18 protein-coding genes are annotated in these 20,202 nt (G+C 61.5%); 14 read left to right on the forward strand and 4 right to left on the reverse strand.

Features of this window, described 5'->3' with window-relative positions:
• Positions 1 to 49: 49 nt before the first annotated feature.
• The 5 genes from ABE456_RS19350 to ABE456_RS19370 all read left to right on the forward strand — a co-directional run bounded on the left by ABE456_RS19350 (position 50) and on the right by ABE456_RS19370 (position 5,563).
• Positions 50 to 553: an ureidoglycolate lyase gene (locus ABE456_RS19350; RefSeq protein WP_346645350.1), complete on the forward strand. Its 504-nt coding sequence runs from the start codon at positions 50 to 52 to the stop codon at positions 551 to 553.
• Between the two features lie 45 nt (positions 554 to 598).
• A complete protein-coding gene (locus ABE456_RS19355; protein ID WP_346645351.1) occupies positions 599 to 1,921 on the forward strand; it encodes a urate hydroxylase PuuD in 1,323 nt (440 codons plus the stop codon).
• Between the two features lie 211 nt (positions 1,922 to 2,132).
• Positions 2,133 to 3,488: a nucleobase:cation symporter-2 family protein gene (locus ABE456_RS19360; RefSeq protein ID WP_346645352.1), complete on the forward strand. Its 1,356-nt coding sequence runs from the start codon at positions 2,133 to 2,135 to the stop codon at positions 3,486 to 3,488.
• A gap of 153 nt (positions 3,489 to 3,641) precedes the next feature.
• Positions 3,642 to 4,427 carry an outer membrane protein OmpK gene (locus tag ABE456_RS19365; RefSeq protein WP_346645353.1) on the forward strand — a complete coding sequence of 262 codons (786 nt, stop codon included), beginning with the start codon at positions 3,642 to 3,644 and terminating at the stop codon, positions 4,425 to 4,427.
• Positions 4,428 to 4,780: 353 nt separating this feature from the next.
• Positions 4,781 to 5,563 carry an outer membrane protein OmpK gene (locus ABE456_RS19370; protein WP_346645354.1) on the forward strand — a complete coding sequence of 261 codons (783 nt, stop codon included), beginning with the start codon at positions 4,781 to 4,783 and terminating at the stop codon, positions 5,561 to 5,563.
• An 89-nt stretch (positions 5,564 to 5,652) separates the two neighbouring features.
• Here ABE456_RS19370 and ABE456_RS19375 read toward each other — a convergent pair whose 3' ends face one another.
• On the reverse strand, positions 5,653 to 6,057 hold the full coding sequence (locus ABE456_RS19375) for a hypothetical protein (protein WP_346645355.1): 405 nt from the start codon (positions 6,055 to 6,057) through the stop codon (positions 5,653 to 5,655).
• Positions 6,058 to 6,099: 42 nt separating this feature from the next.
• Here ABE456_RS19375 and ABE456_RS19380 point away from each other — a divergent pair, with 42 nt between their 5' ends.
• Positions 6,100 to 8,043 carry an LTA synthase family protein gene (locus tag ABE456_RS19380; RefSeq protein ID WP_346645356.1) on the forward strand — a complete coding sequence of 648 codons (1,944 nt, stop codon included), beginning with the start codon at positions 6,100 to 6,102 and terminating at the stop codon, positions 8,041 to 8,043.
• Positions 8,044 to 8,211: 168 nt separating this feature from the next.
• Here ABE456_RS19380 and ABE456_RS19385 read toward each other — a convergent pair whose 3' ends face one another.
• Positions 8,212 to 9,126: a DUF808 domain-containing protein gene (locus ABE456_RS19385; RefSeq protein ID WP_346645357.1), complete on the reverse strand. Its 915-nt coding sequence runs from the start codon at positions 9,124 to 9,126 to the stop codon at positions 8,212 to 8,214.
• A gap of 132 nt (positions 9,127 to 9,258) precedes the next feature.
• On the opposite strand from ABE456_RS19385, the gene ABE456_RS19390 reads away from it, so the two are divergent.
• Positions 9,259 to 9,870, forward strand: coding sequence for a TetR/AcrR family transcriptional regulator (locus ABE456_RS19390; RefSeq protein WP_013973538.1), 612 nt, complete (start codon positions 9,259 to 9,261; stop codon positions 9,868 to 9,870).
• Positions 9,871 to 10,028: 158 nt separating this feature from the next.
• Here the strand turns inward: ABE456_RS19390 and ABE456_RS19395 are convergent, their stop codons facing one another.
• Positions 10,029 to 10,469: a heme-binding protein gene (locus ABE456_RS19395; protein WP_346645358.1), complete on the reverse strand. Its 441-nt coding sequence runs from the start codon at positions 10,467 to 10,469 to the stop codon at positions 10,029 to 10,031.
• A gap of 257 nt (positions 10,470 to 10,726) precedes the next feature.
• On the opposite strand from ABE456_RS19395, the gene gcl reads away from it, so the two are divergent.
• The 6 genes from gcl (at position 10,727) to ABE456_RS19425 (ending at position 18,396) form a co-directional block, all read left to right on the forward strand.
• Entirely contained in the window at positions 10,727 to 12,502 is a 1,776-nt protein-coding gene (gene gcl, locus ABE456_RS19400) for a glyoxylate carboligase (protein WP_054884142.1), read from the forward strand.
• Positions 12,503 to 12,570: 68 nt separating this feature from the next.
• On the forward strand, positions 12,571 to 13,353 hold the full coding sequence (gene hyi / locus ABE456_RS19405) for a hydroxypyruvate isomerase (RefSeq protein ID WP_346645359.1): 783 nt from the start codon (positions 12,571 to 12,573) through the stop codon (positions 13,351 to 13,353).
• A gap of 192 nt (positions 13,354 to 13,545) precedes the next feature.
• The gene (locus tag ABE456_RS19410) at positions 13,546 to 14,439 is read left to right on the forward strand and encodes a 2-hydroxy-3-oxopropionate reductase (protein WP_346645360.1); all 894 of its coding nucleotides are present in this window, start codon (positions 13,546 to 13,548) and stop codon (positions 14,437 to 14,439) included.
• A 244-nt stretch (positions 14,440 to 14,683) separates the two neighbouring features.
• Complete coding sequence (locus tag ABE456_RS19415; protein WP_346645361.1) at positions 14,684 to 15,958, forward strand: glycerate kinase; 1,275 nt, start codon at positions 14,684 to 14,686, stop codon at positions 15,956 to 15,958.
• Complete coding sequence (gene pyk, locus ABE456_RS19420; protein WP_346645362.1) at positions 15,955 to 17,370, forward strand: pyruvate kinase; 1,416 nt, start codon at positions 15,955 to 15,957, stop codon at positions 17,368 to 17,370. Before ABE456_RS19415 ends, pyk begins: the two co-directional genes overlap by 4 nt.
• Before the next feature lie 150 nt (positions 17,371 to 17,520).
• A complete protein-coding gene (locus ABE456_RS19425; protein WP_346645363.1) occupies positions 17,521 to 18,396 on the forward strand; it encodes an urea transporter in 876 nt (291 codons plus the stop codon).
• Positions 18,397 to 18,408: 12 nt separating this feature from the next.
• Here the strand turns inward: ABE456_RS19425 and ABE456_RS19430 are convergent, their stop codons facing one another.
• Positions 18,409 to 19,152 (reverse strand): RHS repeat-associated core domain-containing protein, encoded by a 744-nt coding sequence (locus ABE456_RS19430; protein ID WP_346645364.1) that lies wholly within the window; start codon positions 19,150 to 19,152, stop codon positions 18,409 to 18,411.
• A 145-nt stretch (positions 19,153 to 19,297) separates the two neighbouring features.
• Here ABE456_RS19430 and ABE456_RS19435 point away from each other — a divergent pair, with 145 nt between their 5' ends.
• Positions 19,298 to 20,119 carry an ion transporter gene (locus ABE456_RS19435; protein ID WP_346645365.1) on the forward strand — a complete coding sequence of 274 codons (822 nt, stop codon included), beginning with the start codon at positions 19,298 to 19,300 and terminating at the stop codon, positions 20,117 to 20,119.
• The last annotated feature ends 83 nt before the right edge of the window (positions 20,120 to 20,202 follow it).

Genomic DNA, 20,202 nt, shown 5'->3' on the forward strand with positions numbered 1-20,202 from the left:
GCACCAGCCGAACCTATTTCTGTACAACGAACATATAAGAGAGACCCGCATGCGCACCCTAGTGATCGAGCCCCTGACCAAAGAAGCCTTCGCCCAATTCGGAGACGTGATCGAAACCGATGGCAGCGACCACTTCATGATCAACAACGGCTCGACCATGCGTTTTCACAAGCTTGCCGCGGTCGAAACCGCCGAGCCTGAAGACAAGGCGATCATCAGCATTTTCCGCGCCGACGCGCAGGACATGCCACTGACCGTACGCATGCTGGAACGCCATCCGCTGGGCAGCCAGGCTTTCATCCCGCTGCTCGGCAACCCCTTTCTGATCGTGGTCGCGCCCGTTGGCGATGCACCTGTATCAGGCTTGGTCCGCGCCTTCCGTAGCAACGGCAGGCAGGGCGTTAATTACCATCGCGGCGTCTGGCACCACCCGGTGCTGACGATCGAAAAGCGGGATGACTTCCTGGTGGTTGATCGCAGTGGTTCTGGCAACAACTGCGATGAGCATTACTTCACCGAGGAACAGATGCTGATCCTCAATCCCCACCAATAAGAAAAGGTCGGTCATCGTTTGCGGTGATCGGCAGAGGTACATACTGTGGAAGCACACCTTCACGAATGGCTGAACCTGAGCATTCGCTGGGTTCACATGATCACCGGTGTCGCCTGGATCGGTGCATCGTTCTACTTCGTCTGGCTGGAGAACCACCTGAACCGAAGCAACCCGCGCGATGGGTTGTCGGGTGATCTCTGGGCCATTCACGGCGGTGGTATCTACCACCTGGAGAAATACAAACTCGCACCACCGAAAATGCCCGAGAACCTGCACTGGTTCAAATGGGAAGCCTACTTCACCTGGATGTCCGGTATCGCCCTGCTGTGCGTGGTGTTCTACTGGAACCCGGCTTTGTACCTGCTGGCCCCTGGCAGCACCCTGAGCGGTGCCGAAGGCGTGGCCATCGGTATCGGCTCGCTGATCGCTGGCTGGTTCATCTACGACTTCCTGTGCGACTCGCCTTTGGGCAAGAAGCCAGCGCTGCTCGGCGGTGTGCTGTTCGTGCTGATCATTGCCGCATGCTGGGGCTTCAGCCTGGTGTTCAGCGGCCGTGGTGCGTACCTGCACACCGGCGCGATCATCGGCACCATCATGGTCGGTAACGTGTTCCGCATCATCATGCCGGCCCAGCGCCAGCTGGTGGCGGCGATCGAGAACAACCAGACGCCCGACCCGGTACTGCCGGCCAAGGGCCTGCTGCGCTCGCGTCACAACAACTACTTCACCCTGCCGGTGCTGTTCATCATGATCAGCAACCATTTCCCGAGCACCTACGGTAGCCAGTACAACTGGCTGATCCTGGCTGGCATCGCAGTAGCCGCGGTTCTGATCCGCCACTACTTCAACACCCGCCACGACAGCAACAAGTACGCCTGGACCCTGCCGGTCGGCGCCCTGGCGATGATCTGCCTGGCCTACGTCACCGGCCCGAAACCGATGGCCGTAAGCCCTGAGCAGGCCGCAGCGAAAGTCGAGTACCAGCCGCTGCCCGCTACCGCTGTAGGTGGCAAGACCGCTGCCGAGCAGCGCGCCGAGGACGCCGCCAAGGCTGCCGAAGCGCCAGCCGCACCGGCCCCTGCCCAGGCCACGGCCCAGGCTGGCGGTGAGGCTTTTGACAAGATCCACAATGTCATCCAGGAACGCTGCACCGTGTGCCACTCGTCCAAACCGACCAGCCCACTGTTCAGCGCCGCCCCTGCCGGTGTGATGTTCGACACCCCGCAGCAGATCCAGGCCCAGGCCGCGCGCATTCAAGCGCAAGCGGTCGCCAGCCAGATCATGCCGCTGGGCAACATCACCCAGATGACCACCGAAGAGCGCAAGCTCGTCGGCGACTGGATCGCCAAAGGCGCCCCGGTCAACTGAAACACAATTGTCGGGATAACACCGCTCCCCTGTGGGAGCGGGTTCACCCGCGAAGAGGCCGGTAAACCCGGCCTCAAACTTGAAGATTCATGCAACAAGCAAGCATCGAGCGTTCAGCGTCAGGCGGGAACCCCAGGCTCTCTTCACCGGGAGCCTGCCGCTTGAGGCCGGCGCTTGGATCCGAGAATAAAAACAAAACTCGAGGTGCTGCATGTCCGAGTCACGCAAGGCGTATATCCCCATTGCGCCGCCGCGAGAGCCTCTGCCCTTGTTCCAACTGATCCTGGTTGGCCTGCAACACGTTCTGCTGATGTACGGTGGCGCGATCGCCGTGCCGTTGATCATCGGCCAGGCCGCTGGGTTGTCCCGTGAAGAAGTTGCTTTCCTGATCAACGCCGACCTGCTGGTCGCTGGCGTCGCCACCATCATCCAGTCGTTCGGTATCGGCCCGGTGGGCATCCGCATGCCGGTGATGATGGGTGCCAGTTTCGCTGCCGTCGGCAGCATGGTGGCCATGGCCGGCATGCCCGGCGTGGGCCTGCAGGGGATCTTCGGCGCGACCATCGCCGCCGGGTTCTTCGGCATGCTGATCGCGCCGTTCATGTCCAAGGTCGTACGCTTCTTCCCGCCACTGGTCACCGGTACGGTGATCACCTCGATTGGCCTGTCGCTGTTCCCGGTGGCAGTCAACTGGGCCGGTGGCGGCCATGAAGCAGACACCTTCGGCTCGCCGATCTACCTGCTGGTGGCCGGCCTGGTGCTGGCAGTAATCCTGCTGATCAACCGCTTCATGCGCGGCTTCTGGGTCAACGTGTCGGTGCTGGTGGGCATGGGCCTGGGCTACATCCTGGCCGGCTCCATCGGCATGGTCGACCTGTCGGGCCTGAACGACGCACCGTGGTTGCAGGTGGTAACCCCACTGCACTTCGGTATGCCGACCTTCAGCCTGGCGCCGATCCTGTCCATGTGCCTGGTGGTGGTGATCATCTTCGTCGAGTCCACCGGCATGTTCCTGGCCCTGGGCAAGGTGACCGATCGCGAAGTAACCCCTGGAATGCTGCGTCGCGGCCTGCTGTGCGATGCCGGTGCATCGTTCGTCGCCGGCTTCTTCAATACTTTCACCCACTCCTCGTTCGCCCAGAACATCGGCCTGGTGCAGATGACCGGGGTGCGCTGCCGCTATGTCACCATCGTGGCCGGTGCACTGCTGATTCTGCTCAGCCTGCTGCCCAAGGCGGCCTTCCTGATTGCCTCGATCCCGCCTGCGGTACTGGGCGGCGCGTCCATCGCCATGTTCGGCATGGTCACCGCCACCGGGATCAAGATTCTTCAGGAGGCGGACATCGGCGACCGCCGCAACCAGCTGCTGGTTGCAGTGAGCGTCGGCTTCGGGTTGATCCCCGTGGTCCGTCCGGAGTTCTTTGCCCAGATGCCACAGTGGATGGAGCCCATCACCCACAGCGGTATCGCCATGGCCACGGTCAGTGCCCTGGTGTTGAACGTACTGTTCAACATCCTGGGTGGTGCCGACCGCGCGGTGCACAACGACGCCTGTCACCAGCATTGAGGCCACCCGCCTGGAGCAAAAGGGGGCGGCGCACTGCCGCCCCTGCCTCGACTTAGCCGTAAACGCTACACCGTCGGCCCGCCGGAATGGGCCGCCCGGGGCGCCTGCGCGCCGAAAAAACCAAACAAAAACAATAAGTCCGGGAACCACAACATGAAACGCATCACCACGTCCCTCCTGCTGGGCAGCAGCCTGCTGGCCACCCTCCCCGCCCACGCTGGCGAATGGCTGCAGTGGCATGGCGAAAGCCTGAGCTACCTGTACGGCAAGGACTTCAAGGTCAACCCCAGCATCCAGCAAACGGTAACCTTCGAGCACGCCAACAAATGGAAGTACGGCGACACCTTCATGTTCGTCGACAAGATTTTCTACAACGGCAAGCCCGACCCGGGCAAAGGCGTGACCACCTACTACGGTGAGTTCAGCCCGCGCCTGTCTTTCGGCAAGATCTTCGACCAGAAGCTCGCCTTCGGCCCGATCAAGGACGTGCTGCTGGCCATGACCTACGAGCGTGGCGAGGGCGATAACGAGGCCTACCTGATCGGCCCCGGCTTCGACCTGGACATCCCCGGCTTCAACTACTTCACCCTCAACTTCTACCTGCGCAATACCGAAGGCAGCCGCCCCGGTGACAACGTCTGGCAGATTACCCCGACCTTTTCGTACACCATCCCGGTAGGCAAATCCGACATTCTGATCGACGGTTACATGGACTGGGTGGTGGACAACGACCAAACCCGCCGTGGCACCTACCACTCCAACCTGCAGTTCAACCCGCAGGTCAAGTACGACCTGGGCAAGGCCCTGAACCTGGGCGCCAAGCAACTGTACGTGGGTATCGAGTACAGCTACTGGAAGGACAAGTACGGCATCGACAGCAACGGTAGGCTCGACAGCAACCAGAGCGTCACCAGTGCCCTGATCAAGGTACACTTCTAACAAGTTGACCAAACGCACAGGTTTGATTCACCCCGCTCCAGGACGGAGCACTTGAGGCACGGCGCGCAAGCCAGTAATCTGCGCGCCCCCTCGATCAGGGCAGAACGGATTCTGCCTGCGTTTACTGACCGCTCAGTCAATGAATTCGGGCGGTTGGCCAACGTGTTGCCAGCCTGAAAGACCCTTTTCATCCGTTCAGAACGAAGTCGAGCAGGAAGGTTTTGCCAACCCAGGAAAGTTGGCTCAACCCTTGCCAAACAGCTGTGGCCTATCGAAAAAAGCTGACTCAAAAGACAAAAAAAGCGCCAATACCGAGCGCTGACAACAGATCAATCAAGGGAGCGACACTCGCAATGCGTACCATCAACAGCCTGATCCTCGCCGGCGGCCTGCTGGCCTGTGGCACCACCTTCGGCGGCGACCTGCTGCAATGGCAGAACAACAGCCTGACCTACCTGTGGGGCAAGAACTTCAAGGTCAACCCAGAGATCCAGCAAACCTTCACCTTCGAGCACGCCGACGGCTGGAAGTACGGCGACAACTTCTTCTTTGTCGACAAGATCTTCTACCAGGGCAAGAAGGACGCCAACAACGGCCCCAACACCTACTACGGCGAATTCAGCCCACGCTTGTCGTTCGGCAAGATCTTCGACCAGAAGCTGGAATTCGGCCCGGTCAAGGACGTGCTGCTGGCCGCGACCTATGAGTTTGGCGAGGGTGATGTCGAGTCGTACCTGATCGGCCCTGGCTTCGACCTGAACATCCCGGGCTTCGATTACTTCCAGCTGAACTTCTACAACCGCACCACCGATGGCAGCCGCGCTGGCGACAACGTGTGGCAGATCACCCCGGTATGGTCGTACACCATTCCGGTCGGTGATTCCGACGTGCTGATCGACGGCTTCATGGACTGGGTGGTGGACAACGACGAGAACCGCCACGGCACCTACCAGGCCAACCTGCACTTCAACCCGCAGATCAAGTACGACCTGGGCAAAGCCTTGCACCTGGGCGAGAAGCAGCTGTACGTGGGTGTCGAGTACGACTACTGGAAGAACAAATACGGCATCAAGGACAGCGATGCCTTCACCACCGACCAGAACACCATGAGCTTCCTGGTGAAAGTGCACTTCTGATGTGCTGAAACGTGACAGCGCCTTGAACTTTCAATGCGCTGTCACGTCATTACATGTAAGTTATTCCTTACAACTTAGTAAGATTAATCTTACTTCCCCGCCAAACCTGCCCTGAAAGTCAAAACAATCACACAGGGCAACAATACACCAAGCAGCAAAAGCCCCAGTTCTACCTGCCAGTGTTCAAGCACACGGAATATATCCAACACCAGCATGACGCTGCTGATCGTCAACGCCAGGCCGAACATCGCGCAGCACCGGTACAACGCCTCGACGCCTGCGCCACGCAGCAGCAACCACAGCCCTGCAGCCCCCCAGGCCATTGCCGTAACCAGGTACAGCGCCAGGTGGTAAACATCGTAAGTCAGCACTTTTCCAAACATGATTTCACCTCCCTGCCTGTAGGAAAAAATCAAGTTACTTGCTATACGAGCTACATTCCACTCAGGCACTGCGAATTTTTGACAAATTTTTTGCACTTGGCCATTTAGCATGCTGGCCTTCTTGCATTCAAAAAAAGAAAACAGGCCTACTTAATGCGCACGTCCCCGGCCGCCCCTTGGCGGTATCTTCTGTTAGTTTGCTCACTATGGTTCGGCATCTTTCTGCTGACCCGCTTGGTATTGCTGGTCACCCACCAGGATGAAGTACATAGCGGCTACTTATCATTATTCTTCAGTGGTGCCTTGTACGACCTGAGCTTCCTCACCTATGCCGCCCTGCCGCTGGGGCTGTACCTGGCGTTGTGCCCGGCCGCGCTGTGGCGTACACGCCTGCATCGCCAGCTGATGGGCGGGGTGCTGATCATCAGCCTGTTCGTGATGCTGTTCGTTGCAGTGGCCGAATGGCTGTTCTGGGACGAATTCGGGGTACGCTTCAACTTCATCGCGGTCGACTACCTGGTGTACTCCAAGGAAGTGCTGGACAACATCCGCGAGTCCTACCCACTGCCGACCCTGCTGGGCAGTATCGCCGTGGTTGCCGTGCTGCTCACCGTGATCCTGCGCAAGCCCCTGGCCCAGGCGCTATCGGCACCCAGCGCCAACCTGCGCCAGCGCCTTGGCGGCATTGCGCTGCTGGCCGTGCTGGGTGGGTTGAGTGTGCTGCTGGTCGACCAGCAGTTCCCCCGCGGCCAGGGCGGCAACGCCTACCAGCGCGAACTGGCGAGCAATGGCCCCTACCAGTTCTTTGCTGCGTTCCGTAACAATGAACTCGACTACACCCAGTTCTACGCCAGCCTCGACGCTGCCGAGGCCGGTGCGCAAATGCATCAGGAACTGGCCGAGCCCAACGCGCAGTTCCAGGCCAGCGAGCCCGAGGATATCCGCCGCCACATCACTGTCAGCGGCGAGCTACGCAAGCCGAACATCATCCTGGTCACCATCGAGAGCTTCAGCGCCAAGTACATGGGCAGCAACGGCGACCCACGCAACCTCACGCCCAACCTCGACGCCCTGCGCAAGCAGAGCCTGTACTTCAACAACTTCTACGCCACCGGCACCCGTACCGACCGCGGCCTGGAAGCCATCACCCTGTCGATCCCGCCCACCCCGGGCCGCTCCATCGTCAAACGCATCGGCCGTGAAAGCGGCTATGGCAGCCTCGGTCAGCAGTTGAAAGCGGTGGGCTATGACCCGGTATTCGTCTATGGCGGGCGCGGCTACTTCGACAACATGAACGCCTTCTTCAGCGGTAACGGCTACCGCATCGTCGACCAGAGCAGCGTGGACGAAAGCGAAATCAGCTTCAAGAACGCCTGGGGCATGGCTGACGAGGACCTGTACCGCCAAGCCCTGAAGCTGGCCGATGCCGACCATGCGAAGCAGCAGCCGTTCCTGCTGCAGCTGATGACCACCTCTAACCACCGCCCCTACACCTACCCGGAAGGCCGTATCGACATTGCGTCGGGTGACGGCCGCGAAGGTGCGGTGAAATACACCGACTACGCCATCGCGAAATTCCTGCAGGAAGCCAAGGGCAAGCCGTGGTTCGACAACACCCTGTTCGTGTTCGTCGCCGACCACACCGCCGGTAGCGCAGGGGTGGAAGACCTGCCGGTGAACAACTACCAGATTCCGCTGTGGATCTACGCACCCAAGCTGATCGCGCCCCGCGAGGATGCGCAACTGGCTAGCCAGATCGACCTTGCACCCACCCTGCTTGGCCTGCTCAACCTGAGCTACACCTCGACCTTCTTTGGCCGCGACCTGCTGCGCGAAGCGTCATTGCCGCCACGGGTACTGATCGGCAACTACCAGCACCTGGGGCTGTTCGACGGCAAGGACCTGGCGATCCTCAGCCCACGCGGCGGCATGCGCGTGCATGAAGACGCACTGGGTAACAGCCGGGAAACGAGCGTGGGCAGCGACAACCCGCTGGTACGCCGGGCGATTGCCTACTACCAGAGTGCTGCCAACGACTTCAGCAATGGCCTGCTGGCCTGGAAGCCGCAGGAGCAAGGTGCGGTGGCTGAACACTGAGCCTGTGACAGCGGCAACGCAGCGGATGGCACCGGCTTTGCCGGTGTTCGCGGGTGAATCGGATCGCCGCACCGCCGCTCCCACCGGTACTGCACAAGCCCTGAGGTGGTGGAAATCATGTGGGAGCGGGTTTACCCGCGAACCGGGGCAAAGCCCCGGCCATACATCTCAGGTAGCCGGCCGCAGCGCCCGCCACAGCTTCCCGACTACCGCCACCACCGCCAGCACCACGGCACCGGCCACCACCCCGGCCACGCCGTTGAGCAGCGCGCCGGTCAGCGCCCCTCCACGCCCTTCGCTGAACGCCTCGATAGCGTGGTGCAGGGGCGCTATGCCGTGTACCAGAATCCCGCCACCGACCAGGAACATGGCTGCGGTACCGATCACCGACAGGCTCTTCATCAGGTACGGTGCGGCCCGCAGGATGCCGTTGCCAACCACCTGGGCCAGGCGCGAGGCCTTTTGGCTCATCCACAGCCCCAGGTCATCCAGCTTGACGATGCCACCCACCAGGCCGTAAACGCCGATGGTCATGACAATCGCAATGCCCGACAGCACGATAATCTGCTGGGTCAGCGGCGCATCGGCCACAGTACCCAGGGTAATCGCGATAATTTCCGCCGACAGGATGAAGTCGGTGCGCACTGCGCCCTTGATCTTGGTTTTCTCGAAGGCCACCAGGTCGACATTGGCATCGGCCACCGCCGCCTTGCGCGCTTCGTGCTCGGCGTCATCCTCGGCCTTGCTGTGCAGGAACTTGTGCGCCAGCTTCTCGAAGCCTTCGAAGCACAGGTAAGCACCGCCCAGCATCAGCAGCGGCGTCACCGCCCAGGGGATGAACGCACTGATCAGCAGCGCCGCCGGCACCAGGATGGCCTTGTTCACCATCGAGCCCTTGGCCACCGCCCACACCACCGGTATTTCCCGCTCGGCACGCACGCCGGAGACCTGCTGGGCATTCAATGCCAGGTCGTCGCCCAGCACGCCCGCGGTCTTTTTCGCTGCGACCTTGGTCATCACCGAGACGTCATCGAGCACCGTGGCGATGTCGTCGATCAGTACCAGTAGACTGCTTCCTGCCATGTTTGCCTGTATCCAGATGAGTGAGTGCCTCGGATTCTAGCCCAAAGCCGCTGCCTTGAGCGCCCGTCAAGCCCGGTGCTACCATGCTCGATCCCTCTTAGAGGTGGCCAGACACGAGGAAGATCCCTGACCATGAGCACCATTCGCGAGCGCAACAAGGAACTGATCCTGCGCGCGGCCAGCGAGGAATTCGCCGACAAGGGCTTCGCCGCCACCAAGACCAGCGATATCGCGGCCAAGGCCGGCCTGCCCAAGCCGAACGTGTATTACTACTTCAAGTCCAAGGACAACCTCTACCGCGAGGTCCTGGAAAGCATCATCGCGCCGATCATGCAGGCCTCCACGCCGTTCAATGCCGACGGCGACCCGAAGGAGGTGCTGAGTGCGTACATTCGCTCGAAGATCCGCATTTCGCGTGACCTGCCGCATGCCTCCAAAGTGTTCGCCAGCGAGATCATGCACGGCGCCCCGCACCTGTCGCCTAACCAGGTGGCACAGCTGAACGAACAGGCCCGCCACAACATCGAGTGCATCCAGCGCTGGATCGACCGCGGGCAGATCGCCCATGTGGATGCGCACCACCTGATGTTCAGCATCTGGGCGGCAACCCAGACCTATGCCGATTTCGACTGGCAGATTTCTGCGGTGACCGGCAAGGCCAAACTGGCCGACAGCGATTATGACGCGGCGGCCGAGACCATCATCCGCATGGTGCTCAAGGGCTGTGAGCCCGAGGTGGCCTGACAGGGCCAGTGGGGCTGCTTTGCAGCCCATCGCGACACAAGGCCGCTCCTACAGGAGATCGCGTTCAACCTGCGATCGCGATCTGCTGTAGGAGCGGCCTTGCCGGGGCGCCGGACCGGTCGGAAAGGGCCGCAAAGCGGCCCCAGCTATCTTGAGTGTTACGCCGCTACCCCGGCATCCGCCTTCAACCCCACTTCCTCGATCGCACTGATCGCACACTGCTCGTCAATATCCGACGTATCGCCGCTGATCCCTACAGCACCCAGCACCTTGCCAGCCTGATCACGAATCAGCACGCCACCCGGCGCCGGCACCACCGGCCGCTCCCCCATCCCGTTCAACGCGGCAAAAAACGCCGGCCGTTGCTGCGCATCCAGCGCCAGCAGGCGCGAGCCCTTACCCAGGGCAATCGCGCCCCAGGCCTTGCCGGTGGCCACTTCCGGGCGAATCAGGCTGGCGCCGTCCTCGCGCTGCAGCGCCAGCAAGTGCCCGCCAGCATCGAGCACGGCCACGGTCAAGGGTGCTGCATTGATCTTGCGGCCCGCCGCCAGCGCGGCATTCACTAGGCTGACAGCAACTTTCAGGTTCAAAGCGTTCATGGAAAGGTCCTCTTCTTGTTGTGAGAAGCCCTAAGGGCAGGTGAAAAACCGATAAGCCAATAGAACACAACTGAATCTATTTTTGTATACAATAAATTGAAACGATCGTATGCGAGGCCGCAAACCGCCGTTTTCATGGGCGCTCGTACGAAAGCGGCGTCACCCGACGAAAACCCGTTGACCTGAGCGGCCAGCCGTGAATACACTCTATCGCAAAGCAAGTTGTATACAATTACAAAATCAATGAGGCACAAACCATGAGCAAAATGAGAGCAATCGATGCAGCCGTTCTGGTCATGCGCCGTGAAGGTGTAGATACCGCGTTCGGCATCCCGGGGGCTGCCATCAACCCGCTGTACTCGGCCCTGAAGAAAGTCGGTGGCATCGATCACGTCCTCGCTCGCCACGTCGAAGGCGCCTCGCACATGGCCGAGGGCTATACCCGTGCCAACCCAGGCAACATCGGCGTGTGCATCGGCACCTCCGGCCCAGCCGGCACCGACATGGTCACTGGCCTGTACAGCGCCTCCGCCGACTCCATCCCGATTCTGTGCATCACCGGCCAGGCTCCACGTGCCCGCCTGCACAAGGAAGACTTCCAGGCTGTCGACATCACCAACATCGTCAAGCCGGTAACCAAGTGGGCCACCACTGTTCTGGAGCCAGGCCAGGTGCCTTACGCCTTCCAGAAGGCCTTCTATGAAATGCGCACCGGCCGCCCAGGCCCGGTACTGATCGACCTGCCGTTCGACGTGCAGATGGCCGAAATCGAATTCGACATCGACGCCTACGAACCATTGGCCATCAACAAGCCGTCCGCCACCCGCGTACAGGCCGAAAAAGCCCTGGCCCTGCTCAATGACGCCGAGCGCCCACTGCTGGTAGCCGGTGGCGGCATCATCAACGCCGACGCCAGCGACAAGCTGGTCGAGTTCGCCGAACTGACGGGTGTACCGGTAATCCCGACCCTGATGGGCTGGGGCACCATCCCGGACGACCACGCACAGATGGTCGGCATGGTTGGCCTGCAGACTTCGCACCGCTACGGCAACGCCACCCTGCTGAAGTCCGACCTGGTGTTCGGTATCGGTAACCGCTGGGCCAACCGCCACACCGGTTCGGTCGATGTCTACACCGAAGGCCGCAAGTTCGTGCACGTCGACATCGAACCAACCCAGATCGGCCGCGTGTTCACCCCGGACCTGGGTATCGTTTCCGATGCCGGCAAGGCGCTGGACGTGTTCCTGGAAGTAGCCCGCGAGTGGAAAGCCGCCGGCAAGCTGAAGTGCCGCAAGGCGTGGCTGGAAGACTGCCAGCAGCGCAAGGCCAGCCTGCAGCGCAAGACCCACTTCGACAACGTGCCGGTCAAACCGCAGCGCGTCTACGAAGAAATGAACCAGGTATTCGGCAAGGACACCTGCTACGTCAGCACCATCGGCCTGTCGCAGATCGCTGGCGCGCAGTTCCTGCACGTGTACAAGCCACGCCACTGGATCAACTGCGGCCAGGCCGGCCCGCTGGGCTGGACCATCCCTGCTGCACTGGGCGTTGTGAAAGCTGATCCGAAGCGCAAGGTTGTCGCGCTGTCGGGTGACTACGACTTCCAGTTCATGATCGAAGAACTGGCAGTGGGCGCGCAGTTCAACCTGCCATACGTCCACGTACTGGTAAACAACGCCTACCTGGGCCTGATCCGTCAGGCGCAACGTGGCTTCGACATGGATTACTGTGTACAACTGGCGTTCGAGAACATCAACTCGACCGACGCCGCCACCTACGGTGTCGACCACGTTGCCGTGGTCGAGGGCCTGGGCTGCAAGGCCATCCGTGTGTTCGAGCCGGCCGAGATCGCCCCTGCCCTGCTCAAGGCACAGAAGATGGCCGAAGAGTTCCGCGTGCCGGTAGTGGTCGAAGTGATTCTCGAGCGTGTGACCAACATTTCCATGGGCACCGAGATCAACGCGGTCAACGAGTTCGAAGACCTGGCCCTGGTCGGCAACGACGCGCCAACCGCCATCTCGCTGCTGGACTGATCGCCTGACGCCCCCGTGCTGCCCCATACCTGAGGGCGCCGGGGGCCTTCAACGCTAGGAGACATAACATGCCTCGCTTCGCTGCCAACCTGTCCATGCTGTTCACCGAACAGGACTTCCTGGCCCGCTTCAAGGCTGCCGCCGATGCTGGTTTCAGCGGCGTCGAATACCTGTTCCCGTACGATTTCAGCGCTGCCGAAATCAAGCAACAACTGGACGCCAACGGCCTGACCCAGGTGCTGTTCAACCTGCCTGCGGGTGATTGGGCCAAGGGTGAGCGCGGCATCACCTGCCACCCCGACCGCGTCGAAGAATTCCGCGCCGGTGTCGACAAGGCCATCGAATACGCCAAGGTGCTGGGCAACACCCAGGTCAACGCCCTGGCCGGCATTCGCCCGCAAGGCCTGCAGTGCGCCGACGTACGCAAAACCTTCGTCGACAACCTCAAGTATGCCGCTGACAAGCTGAAAGCCGCCGGGATCCGCCTGGTCATGGAAATGATCAACACCCGCGACATCCCGGGCTTCTACCTGAACACCACCAAGCAGGCCCTGGAAATCCAGGCCGAAGTGGGCAGCGACAACCTGTTCCTGCAGTACGACATCTACCACATGCAGATCATGGAAGGTGACCTGGCTCGCACCATGGAAGCCAACCTGAAAGTGATCAACCACATCCAGCTGGCCGACAACCCCGGCCGCAACGAGCCAGGCACCGGCGAGATCAACTACCGCTTCCTGTTCGAACACCTGGACCGCATCGGCTACCAGGGCTGGGTGGGCGCGGAGTACAAGCCGCTGACCACCACCGAAGCAGGCCTGGGCTGGCTGAAGACCCATAACGCTATTTAAGCGAGAACGCAGGACTGAATGTGGGAGCGGCCTTGTGTCGCGAAAGGACTGCGCAGCAGTCCCGGCAATATTTGCAAGGGCCGAAATCGTGGGGCCGCTTCGCGCCCCTATCGCGACGCAAGGCCGCTCCCACAATGCTGCAGTGCTGTCCTGTTCCATCGAGATTCAACAAATACAACGAGGTAATCTCTCATGGCTAAAATCGGTTTCATCGGCACCGGCATCATGGGCAAGCCCATGGCCCAGAACCTGCAAAAAGCAGGTCACAGCCTGTTCGTCTCCACCCACCACGACGCCGCCCCAGCCGACCTGATCGCTGCCGGTGCAGTGGCCCTGGCCAACCCGAAAGAAGTTGCCCAGGAAGCCGAATTCATCATCGTCATGGTCCCCGACACCCCACAGGTCGAAGCCGTCCTGTTCGGTGAAAACGGCGTGGCCGAAGGCGTGGGCCCGAACAAGGTAGTGATCGACATGAGCTCGATCTCCCCTACCGCCACCAAAGTGTTCGCCGAGAAAATCAAGGCCACCGGCGCTGCCTACCTGGACGCCCCGGTGTCCGGCGGTGAAGTCGGTGCCAAGGCCGCGACCCTGAGCATCATGGTTGGCGGCTGCCCGAAAGCCTTTGAGCGCACCCTGCCGCTGTTCGAAGCCATGGGCAAGAACATCACCCGCGTGGGTGGCAACGGTGACGGCCAGACCGCCAAGGTCGCCAACCAGATCATCGTCGCCCTGAACATCCAGGCCGTCAGCGAAGCGCTGCTGTTCGCCGCCAAGAACGGCGCCGACCCGGCCAAGGTGCGTGAAGCACTGATGGGCGGCTTCGCCTCGTCGAAAATCCTCGAAGTGCATGCCGAACGCATGATCAAGGGCACCTTCGACCCAGGCTTCCGCATCAACCTGCACCAGAAGGACCTGAACCTGGCCCTGCAAGGCGCCAAGGAACTGGGCATCAACCTGCCCAACACCTCCAATGCCCAGCAAGTGTTCAACACCTGCCAGGCCCTGGGCGGCGGCAACTGGGACCACTCGGCGCTGATCAAAGGCCTGGAGCACATGGCCAACTTCTCGATCCGCGGCGATAAGTGATCTTGATGTAACCCTCAAGGGCCTCTTCGCGGGTAAACCCGCTCCTACAGGGACCGCACAATCCCTGAATTCTGTGCAGTACCTGTGGGAGCGGGTTCACCCGCGAAGAAGCCAACACCGATGAACCTGCGACCACAGGTTCATCAGGTGGCACCGAGCAACACCCGCCCCTGGTTCGGCCTGCACGGAGGCAGTTCCAGGGGCGTTTTTGATTCTGCAGAACAACAATAATTGGGAGCCTGCCATGTCGGTCGATCCGCAAAAACTTCTCCGCGACCTGTTCGACACAGCCATCGCCGCCGCCCACCCCCGTCAAGTCCTCGAACCCTACCTGCCCGCCGACCGTAGCGGCCGGGTCATCGTCATCGGCGCCGGCAAGGCCGCAGCCGCCATGGCCGAAGTGGTCGAGAAAAGCTGGCAGGGCGAAGTCTCCGGCCTGGTCGTTACCCGTTACGGTCACGGCGCCAACTGCCAGAAGATCGAGGTGGTCGAAGCCGCCCACCCGGTCCCCGATGCCGCAGGCCTGGCCGTGGCCAAGCGCGTGCTGGAACTGGTCAGCAACCTCAATGAAGACGACCGCGTCATCTTCCTGCTGTCTGGCGGTGGCTCGGCGCTGCTGGCCCTGCCCGCCGAGGGCCTGACCCTGGCCGACAAGCAGCAGATCAACAAAGCACTGCTGAAATCCGGCGCCACCATCGGCGAGATGAACTGCGTGCGCAAGCACCTCTCGGCGATCAAGGGCGGCCGCCTGGCCAAGGCCTGCTGGCCAGCCACCGTATACACCTATGCCATTTCCGATGTACCGGGCGACCTCGCCACGGTGATCGCTTCCGGCCCCACCGTGGCCGACCCGAGCACCTCGGCCGATGCCCTGGCCATCCTCAAGCGCTACAACATCGAAGCGCCAAAAGCCGTCATCGACTGGCTCAACAACCCAGCCTCGGAAACCGTCAAGGCCGACGACCCGGCGCTGGCCCGCAGCCACTTCCAGCTGATCGCCAAGCCCCAGCAGTCGCTCGAAGCCGCCGCGGTCAAAGCCCGCCAGGCCGGCTTCAGCCCGCTGATCCTCGGCGACCTGGAAGGCGAGTCGCGCGAAGTGGCCAAGGTACATGCAGGTATCGCCCGGCAGATCGTGCTGCACGGCCAGCCGCTGAAGGCGCCCTGCGTGATCCTGTCCGGCGGCGAGACCACCGTGACCGTACGCGGCAATGGCCGCGGCGGGCGCAACGCCGAGTTCCTGCTCAGCCTCACCGAAAGCCTCAAGGGCCTGCCGGGCGTGTACGCCCTGGCCGGTGACACCGACGGCATCGATGGCTCGGAAGAAAACGCCGGCGCCTTCATGACCCCGGGCAGCTACGCACGCGCCGAAGCCCTTGGCCTGTCGGCCAGCGACGAGCTGGACAACAACAACGGCTACGGCTACTTCGCCGCGCTGGATGCGCTGATCGTCACCGAGCCAACCCGCACCAACGTCAACGACTTCCGCGCCATCCTGATCCTCGAGACTGCCCAATCATGACGCCTGATAAAAAAGTCAAAATCCTCGCCACCCTTGGCCCTGCGATCAAAGGCATCGACGACATCCGCCAACTGGTCGAAGCCGGGGTGAACATCTTCCGCCTAAACTTCAGCCACGGCGAGCACGCCGACCACGCCCTGCGCTACCAGTGGATCCGCGAAGTCGAGCAGCAACTGAACTGCCCACTGGGCATCCTCATGGACCTGCAAGGGCCCAAGCTGCGCGTGGGCCGCTTTGCCGAAGGCAAGGTGCAGCTGCAACGCGGCCAGGCCCTGCGCCTGGACCTGGACAAAACCCCGGGCGACAGCCAGCGGGTCAACCTGCCACACCCGGAAATCATCGCTGCCCTGGAACCGGGCATGGACCTGCTGCTGGACGACGGCAAGCTGCGCCTGCGCGTTACTGCCAAGCACAGCGACGCCATCGACACCGAAGTACTGAACGGTGGCGAGCTGTCCGACCGCAAGGGCGTCAACGTGCCGCAAGCGGTACTCGACCTCTCCCCGCTCACCGAGAAAGACCGTCGCGACCTGGCCTTCGGCCTGGAGCTGGGTGTGGATTGGGTAGCCCTGTCGTTCGTGCAGCGCCCCGAGGACATCGTTGAAGCACGCCAGCTGATTGGCGACCGCGCCTACCTGATGGCCAAGATCGAGAAGCCATCGGCGGTCGAACAACTGCAAGCCATCGCCGAACTGGCAGATGCAATCATGGTGGCCCGCGGTGACCTGGGCGTGGAAGTGCCGGCCGAAAGCGTGCCGCAAATCCAGAAAAGCATCATCGGTACTTGCCGCCAGTTGGGCAAACCGGTGGTGGTGGCCACCCAGATGCTCGAATCCATGCGCTTCTCGCCAGCGCCAACCCGTGCCGAAGTCACCGACGTGGCCAACGCCGTGGCCGAAGGTGCCGATGCGGTGATGCTGTCGGCCGAAACTGCCTCGGGTGACTACCCGCTGGAAGCCGTGCAGATGATGAGCAAGATCATCCGCCAGGTGGAGAACGGCCCGGACTACCAGGCCCAGCTCGACGTTGGCCGGCCGAAGGCTGAGGCTACCGTATCGGACGCCATCAGTTGCGCCATCCGCCGTATCAGCGGCATCCTGCCGGTGGCAGTGCTGGTCAACTACAGCGAATCGGGCGCCTCGACCCTGCGTGCTGCACGCGAGCGGCCACGGGCACCAATCCTCAACCTGACGCCGAACCTGACCACCGCACGCCGCCTGAGCGTGGCCTGGGGTGTGCATTCGGTGGTCAACGACCGCCTGCGCCAGGTTGATGAAGTGGTGTCTACAGCGCTGGAAATCGCCCAGGCGCAAGGCATGGCCAGCCGTGGCGACACGCTGCTGATCACTGCCGGTGTGCCTTTCGGCAAGCCAGGGTCGACTAACACGCTGCGGATCGAGACACTGATCTGAGATTGCCGGGGGCGCTTTGCGCCCCCTGTGGGAGCTGGCTTGCCGGCGAATGGAGGGCGAAGCCCTCCCCCAACACTGAAATATCACACCTGCGGAAAACCCGAGGCCCAAAGAGGCCCACCGCTCCCCATCAACCTCACTGACTGCCCCATGTACACCAAAAATTTCGTCAACCCGTGCCCCGATTGGGCCACGGCGTTACTCAACGGTTTCAGCCAGGTGCTGCTGCTGCGCAACCCCCTGTGCGGCCTGTGCTGCCTGCTGGCCATCCTGCTGACCGCCCCCAGCTTGGTCGGCGGCGCCCTGCTCGGCGCTCTTGCCGGCCTGCTGACTGCACAACAACGCGGCTATGACCGGGCCGACCGCCAGGCCGGGCTGTACTGCTACAACGGCGTACTCATCGGCATCCTGATCAGCGCCGTGCTGCCTTGGTCGGCCATCCTGCCGCCACTGATCATCGCCGCCGGCGGCCTGTCCAGCATCATCACCCACCAATGGCGCAAGCGCGGCGGCAAGCTGCTGGTCGCCTACACCGCACCGTTCGTGCTGCTGGGCTGGGCCACCCTGCTGCTCGCCAGCCCCTCGCCCAGCGGCTTCGTCGAAGCCGACCCGCTGTACGCCCTGGCGCGTGGCGTAGGCCAGATCTTCCTGCTCGACCAGCCCCTGGCCGGCTTGCTGATCATCGTCGGCATGTTCATCGCCAACCCCTATGCGGCGATGTGGGCGGTGATCGGCTCGGCCATCGGTGGTGGCGTGGCGTTGATTGCTGACCAGGCGCAGGCTGCGTGGCTGGGCCTGTATGGTTTCAACGCTGCGCTGGCGGCACTGGCCTTCAGCCGACAAGGCGAAAAACCTTGGGTAACGCTGCTGGCCATTGCCCTGGCCCTGATGTTACAACCGTTGTTCAAGCTACTGCCGGTGGCTGCACTTACCGCACCGTTCGTGGTCGCCTGCTGGCTGATGCATCTGGGTACTCACCAAAGACTGGTGAAACAGCGAAACGTTGAGATACAACTGAGAGACTGAGCACGCCCTTGCCTACTCGATAGAAATCCAGTTGAAAGGCCAGGGCAAAGGACCTCTTGTCGCCTCAACTAGTTGTGCTCTGCGGTCATTATCAATTCTGATCAAGCTTGCCTGCGTTACAGCTTGATCAGGATTAAGCAGAGCCTTGTCGACATTACTTCTAGCAATGCCTGCTCCGATCAGCACTCTTGCAGGAAGCCGTGCGTCCCCACTTGCGATAAGAGCAACTTCGACCATCTGCTCTCGCGACAATGGACGCTCGGCGATTATCTGATCGAATGCCTGCCGCTGACGCAGGGGAACATCCATTGCGATGTCGTACATCCGCGAGGAAGTCTGAGCAAACTTGTGCACGCTTTCCACGGGCAAGTGATCGACAATTCTGCTGATGAGCTCATTAGGAAAAGCCTCAAGCGAAGTGATGGGCTGACGGGGCACCTTGTTCAATTTCATTGCGCCAGAGACTGCTTTCATTCGGCCAGACGGATCCGCGTTGTTTATCGGATCCCCCTCACAGTAACAGTAAGCGTTCACCCCACCCCGACCAAACGGACTCATCGCATCCGGGTTTAGAAACCGCATCAACGCAGGGCGATAGAAGCGATGACCATTGCCCAACGCATAGGCTTGCATGACACTATCGCGCATCTCGCCATTGAACCCCAGCCTGGCGGTCACCCTTGCCGGCAAATGTCCATAGGCTGTATACGACAGCACCTGTTGCGCCAGTCCCCGCTGTTCAGCTGCTATCTTCATGACCAAGTCCGCCTCTACCTTCAATCGATGTCATGTTGCGGCCTGCACACACGTCTCGAAAACTGGCACTTTTGCCAGTTGCACTTGTTGCAGGCAAACGCAGTGACCTTCTAGGCTTGCTGCTTACGCACTCGGAACACAAACCATGCACACCGCGCAATCCTTACGCGAACGCCTCTACATCATGGTCTTCCAGACCGACACCGTAGCCGGCCGGTGCTTCGACAAGATCCTCCTGCTGATCATCCTGGCCAGCCTGGTCACGGTCATCCTCGACAGCATCGACGAGGTGCATCAGGGCTACGCCGGCCTGTTGGCGGGAATCGAATGGGGCTTTACCGCGATCTTCCTGGCCGAGTACCTCACCCGCCTGTACTGCTCGCCCAAGCCGCTGCGCTACGCCTTCAGCTTCTATGGCCTGGTCGACCTGCTGGCGATCGTGCCGGGGATCATCGCGTTGTACTACAGCGATGCCCAGTACCTGCTGATCATCCGGGTGATCCGGATGCTGCGCATTTTCCGCGTGCTCAAGCTCAGCCCATACCTCAAGCAGGCCCATTACCTGATGGAGGCGCTGCGCGGCAGCAAGCAGAAGATCATCGTGTTCCTGGTGACGGTATCGACCCTGGTGACGGTGTTCGGCACGCTGATGTATGTGATCGAAGGGCCGGAGCATGGCTTTACCAGCATTCCCAAGGGCATCTACTGGGCCATTGTTACCCTGACGACGGTGGGCTTTGGCGACATCGTGCCGAAGACGCCGCTGGGGCAAGTGCTGTCTTCGCTGGTGATGATTACCGGTTACTCGATCATTGCCGTGCCGACCGGGATCTTTACGGCCGAACTGGCCAATGCCATGCGCGGGGAACAGTTGCAGCATGATTGCCCGACTTGCCACAAGAAGACCCATGAGCATGGGGCGGCGTTTTGTTCCCGGTGTGGGAATGGGTTGTTTCCCAAGTTTTGATGTTGCCTGTGCTGGCCTCTTCGCGGGTGAACCCGCTCCTACATCGCTAGCGTATCGCCGGCCATTGTAGGAGCGGGTTCACC

It is taken from the genome of Pseudomonas sp. TWI929 (assembly GCF_039673335.1).
In the GTDB taxonomy this organism is placed as follows: domain Bacteria; phylum Pseudomonadota; class Gammaproteobacteria; order Pseudomonadales; family Pseudomonadaceae; genus Aquipseudomonas.

What these genes read in the sequence shown, in the direction of transcription:
- ABE456_RS19360 (WP_346645352.1), top strand. Translation starts at nt 2,133, where the DNA reads ATGTCCGAGTCACGCAAGGCGTATATCCCCATTGCGCCGCCGCGAGAG.
- ABE456_RS19350 (WP_346645350.1), top strand. Translation starts at nt 50, where the DNA reads ATGCGCACCCTAGTGATCGAGCCCCTGACCAAAGAAGCCTTCGCCCAA.
- ABE456_RS19370 (WP_346645354.1), top strand. Translation starts at nt 4,781, where the DNA reads ATGCGTACCATCAACAGCCTGATCCTCGCCGGCGGCCTGCTGGCCTGT.
- gcl (WP_054884142.1), top strand. Translation starts at nt 10,727, where the DNA reads ATGAGCAAAATGAGAGCAATCGATGCAGCCGTTCTGGTCATGCGCCGT.
- pyk (WP_346645362.1), top strand. Translation starts at nt 15,955, where the DNA reads ATGACGCCTGATAAAAAAGTCAAAATCCTCGCCACCCTTGGCCCTGCG.
- ABE456_RS19365 (WP_346645353.1), top strand. Translation starts at nt 3,642, where the DNA reads ATGAAACGCATCACCACGTCCCTCCTGCTGGGCAGCAGCCTGCTGGCC.
- ABE456_RS19375 (WP_346645355.1), bottom strand. Translation starts at nt 6,057, where the DNA reads ATGCTAAATGGCCAAGTGCAAAAAATTTGTCAAAAATTCGCAGTGCCT.
- ABE456_RS19435 (WP_346645365.1), top strand. Translation starts at nt 19,298, where the DNA reads ATGCACACCGCGCAATCCTTACGCGAACGCCTCTACATCATGGTCTTC.
- ABE456_RS19385 (WP_346645357.1), bottom strand. Translation starts at nt 9,126, where the DNA reads ATGGCAGGAAGCAGTCTACTGGTACTGATCGACGACATCGCCACGGTG.
- ABE456_RS19415 (WP_346645361.1), top strand. Translation starts at nt 14,684, where the DNA reads ATGTCGGTCGATCCGCAAAAACTTCTCCGCGACCTGTTCGACACAGCC.
- ABE456_RS19390 (WP_013973538.1), top strand. Translation starts at nt 9,259, where the DNA reads ATGAGCACCATTCGCGAGCGCAACAAGGAACTGATCCTGCGCGCGGCC.
- ABE456_RS19380 (WP_346645356.1), top strand. Translation starts at nt 6,100, where the DNA reads ATGCGCACGTCCCCGGCCGCCCCTTGGCGGTATCTTCTGTTAGTTTGC.
- ABE456_RS19430 (WP_346645364.1), bottom strand. Translation starts at nt 19,152, where the DNA reads ATGAAGATAGCAGCTGAACAGCGGGGACTGGCGCAACAGGTGCTGTCG.
- ABE456_RS19410 (WP_346645360.1), top strand. Translation starts at nt 13,546, where the DNA reads ATGGCTAAAATCGGTTTCATCGGCACCGGCATCATGGGCAAGCCCATG.
- hyi (WP_346645359.1), top strand. Translation starts at nt 12,571, where the DNA reads ATGCCTCGCTTCGCTGCCAACCTGTCCATGCTGTTCACCGAACAGGAC.
- ABE456_RS19425 (WP_346645363.1), top strand. Translation starts at nt 17,521, where the DNA reads ATGTACACCAAAAATTTCGTCAACCCGTGCCCCGATTGGGCCACGGCG.
- ABE456_RS19395 (WP_346645358.1), bottom strand. Translation starts at nt 10,469, where the DNA reads ATGAACGCTTTGAACCTGAAAGTTGCTGTCAGCCTAGTGAATGCCGCG.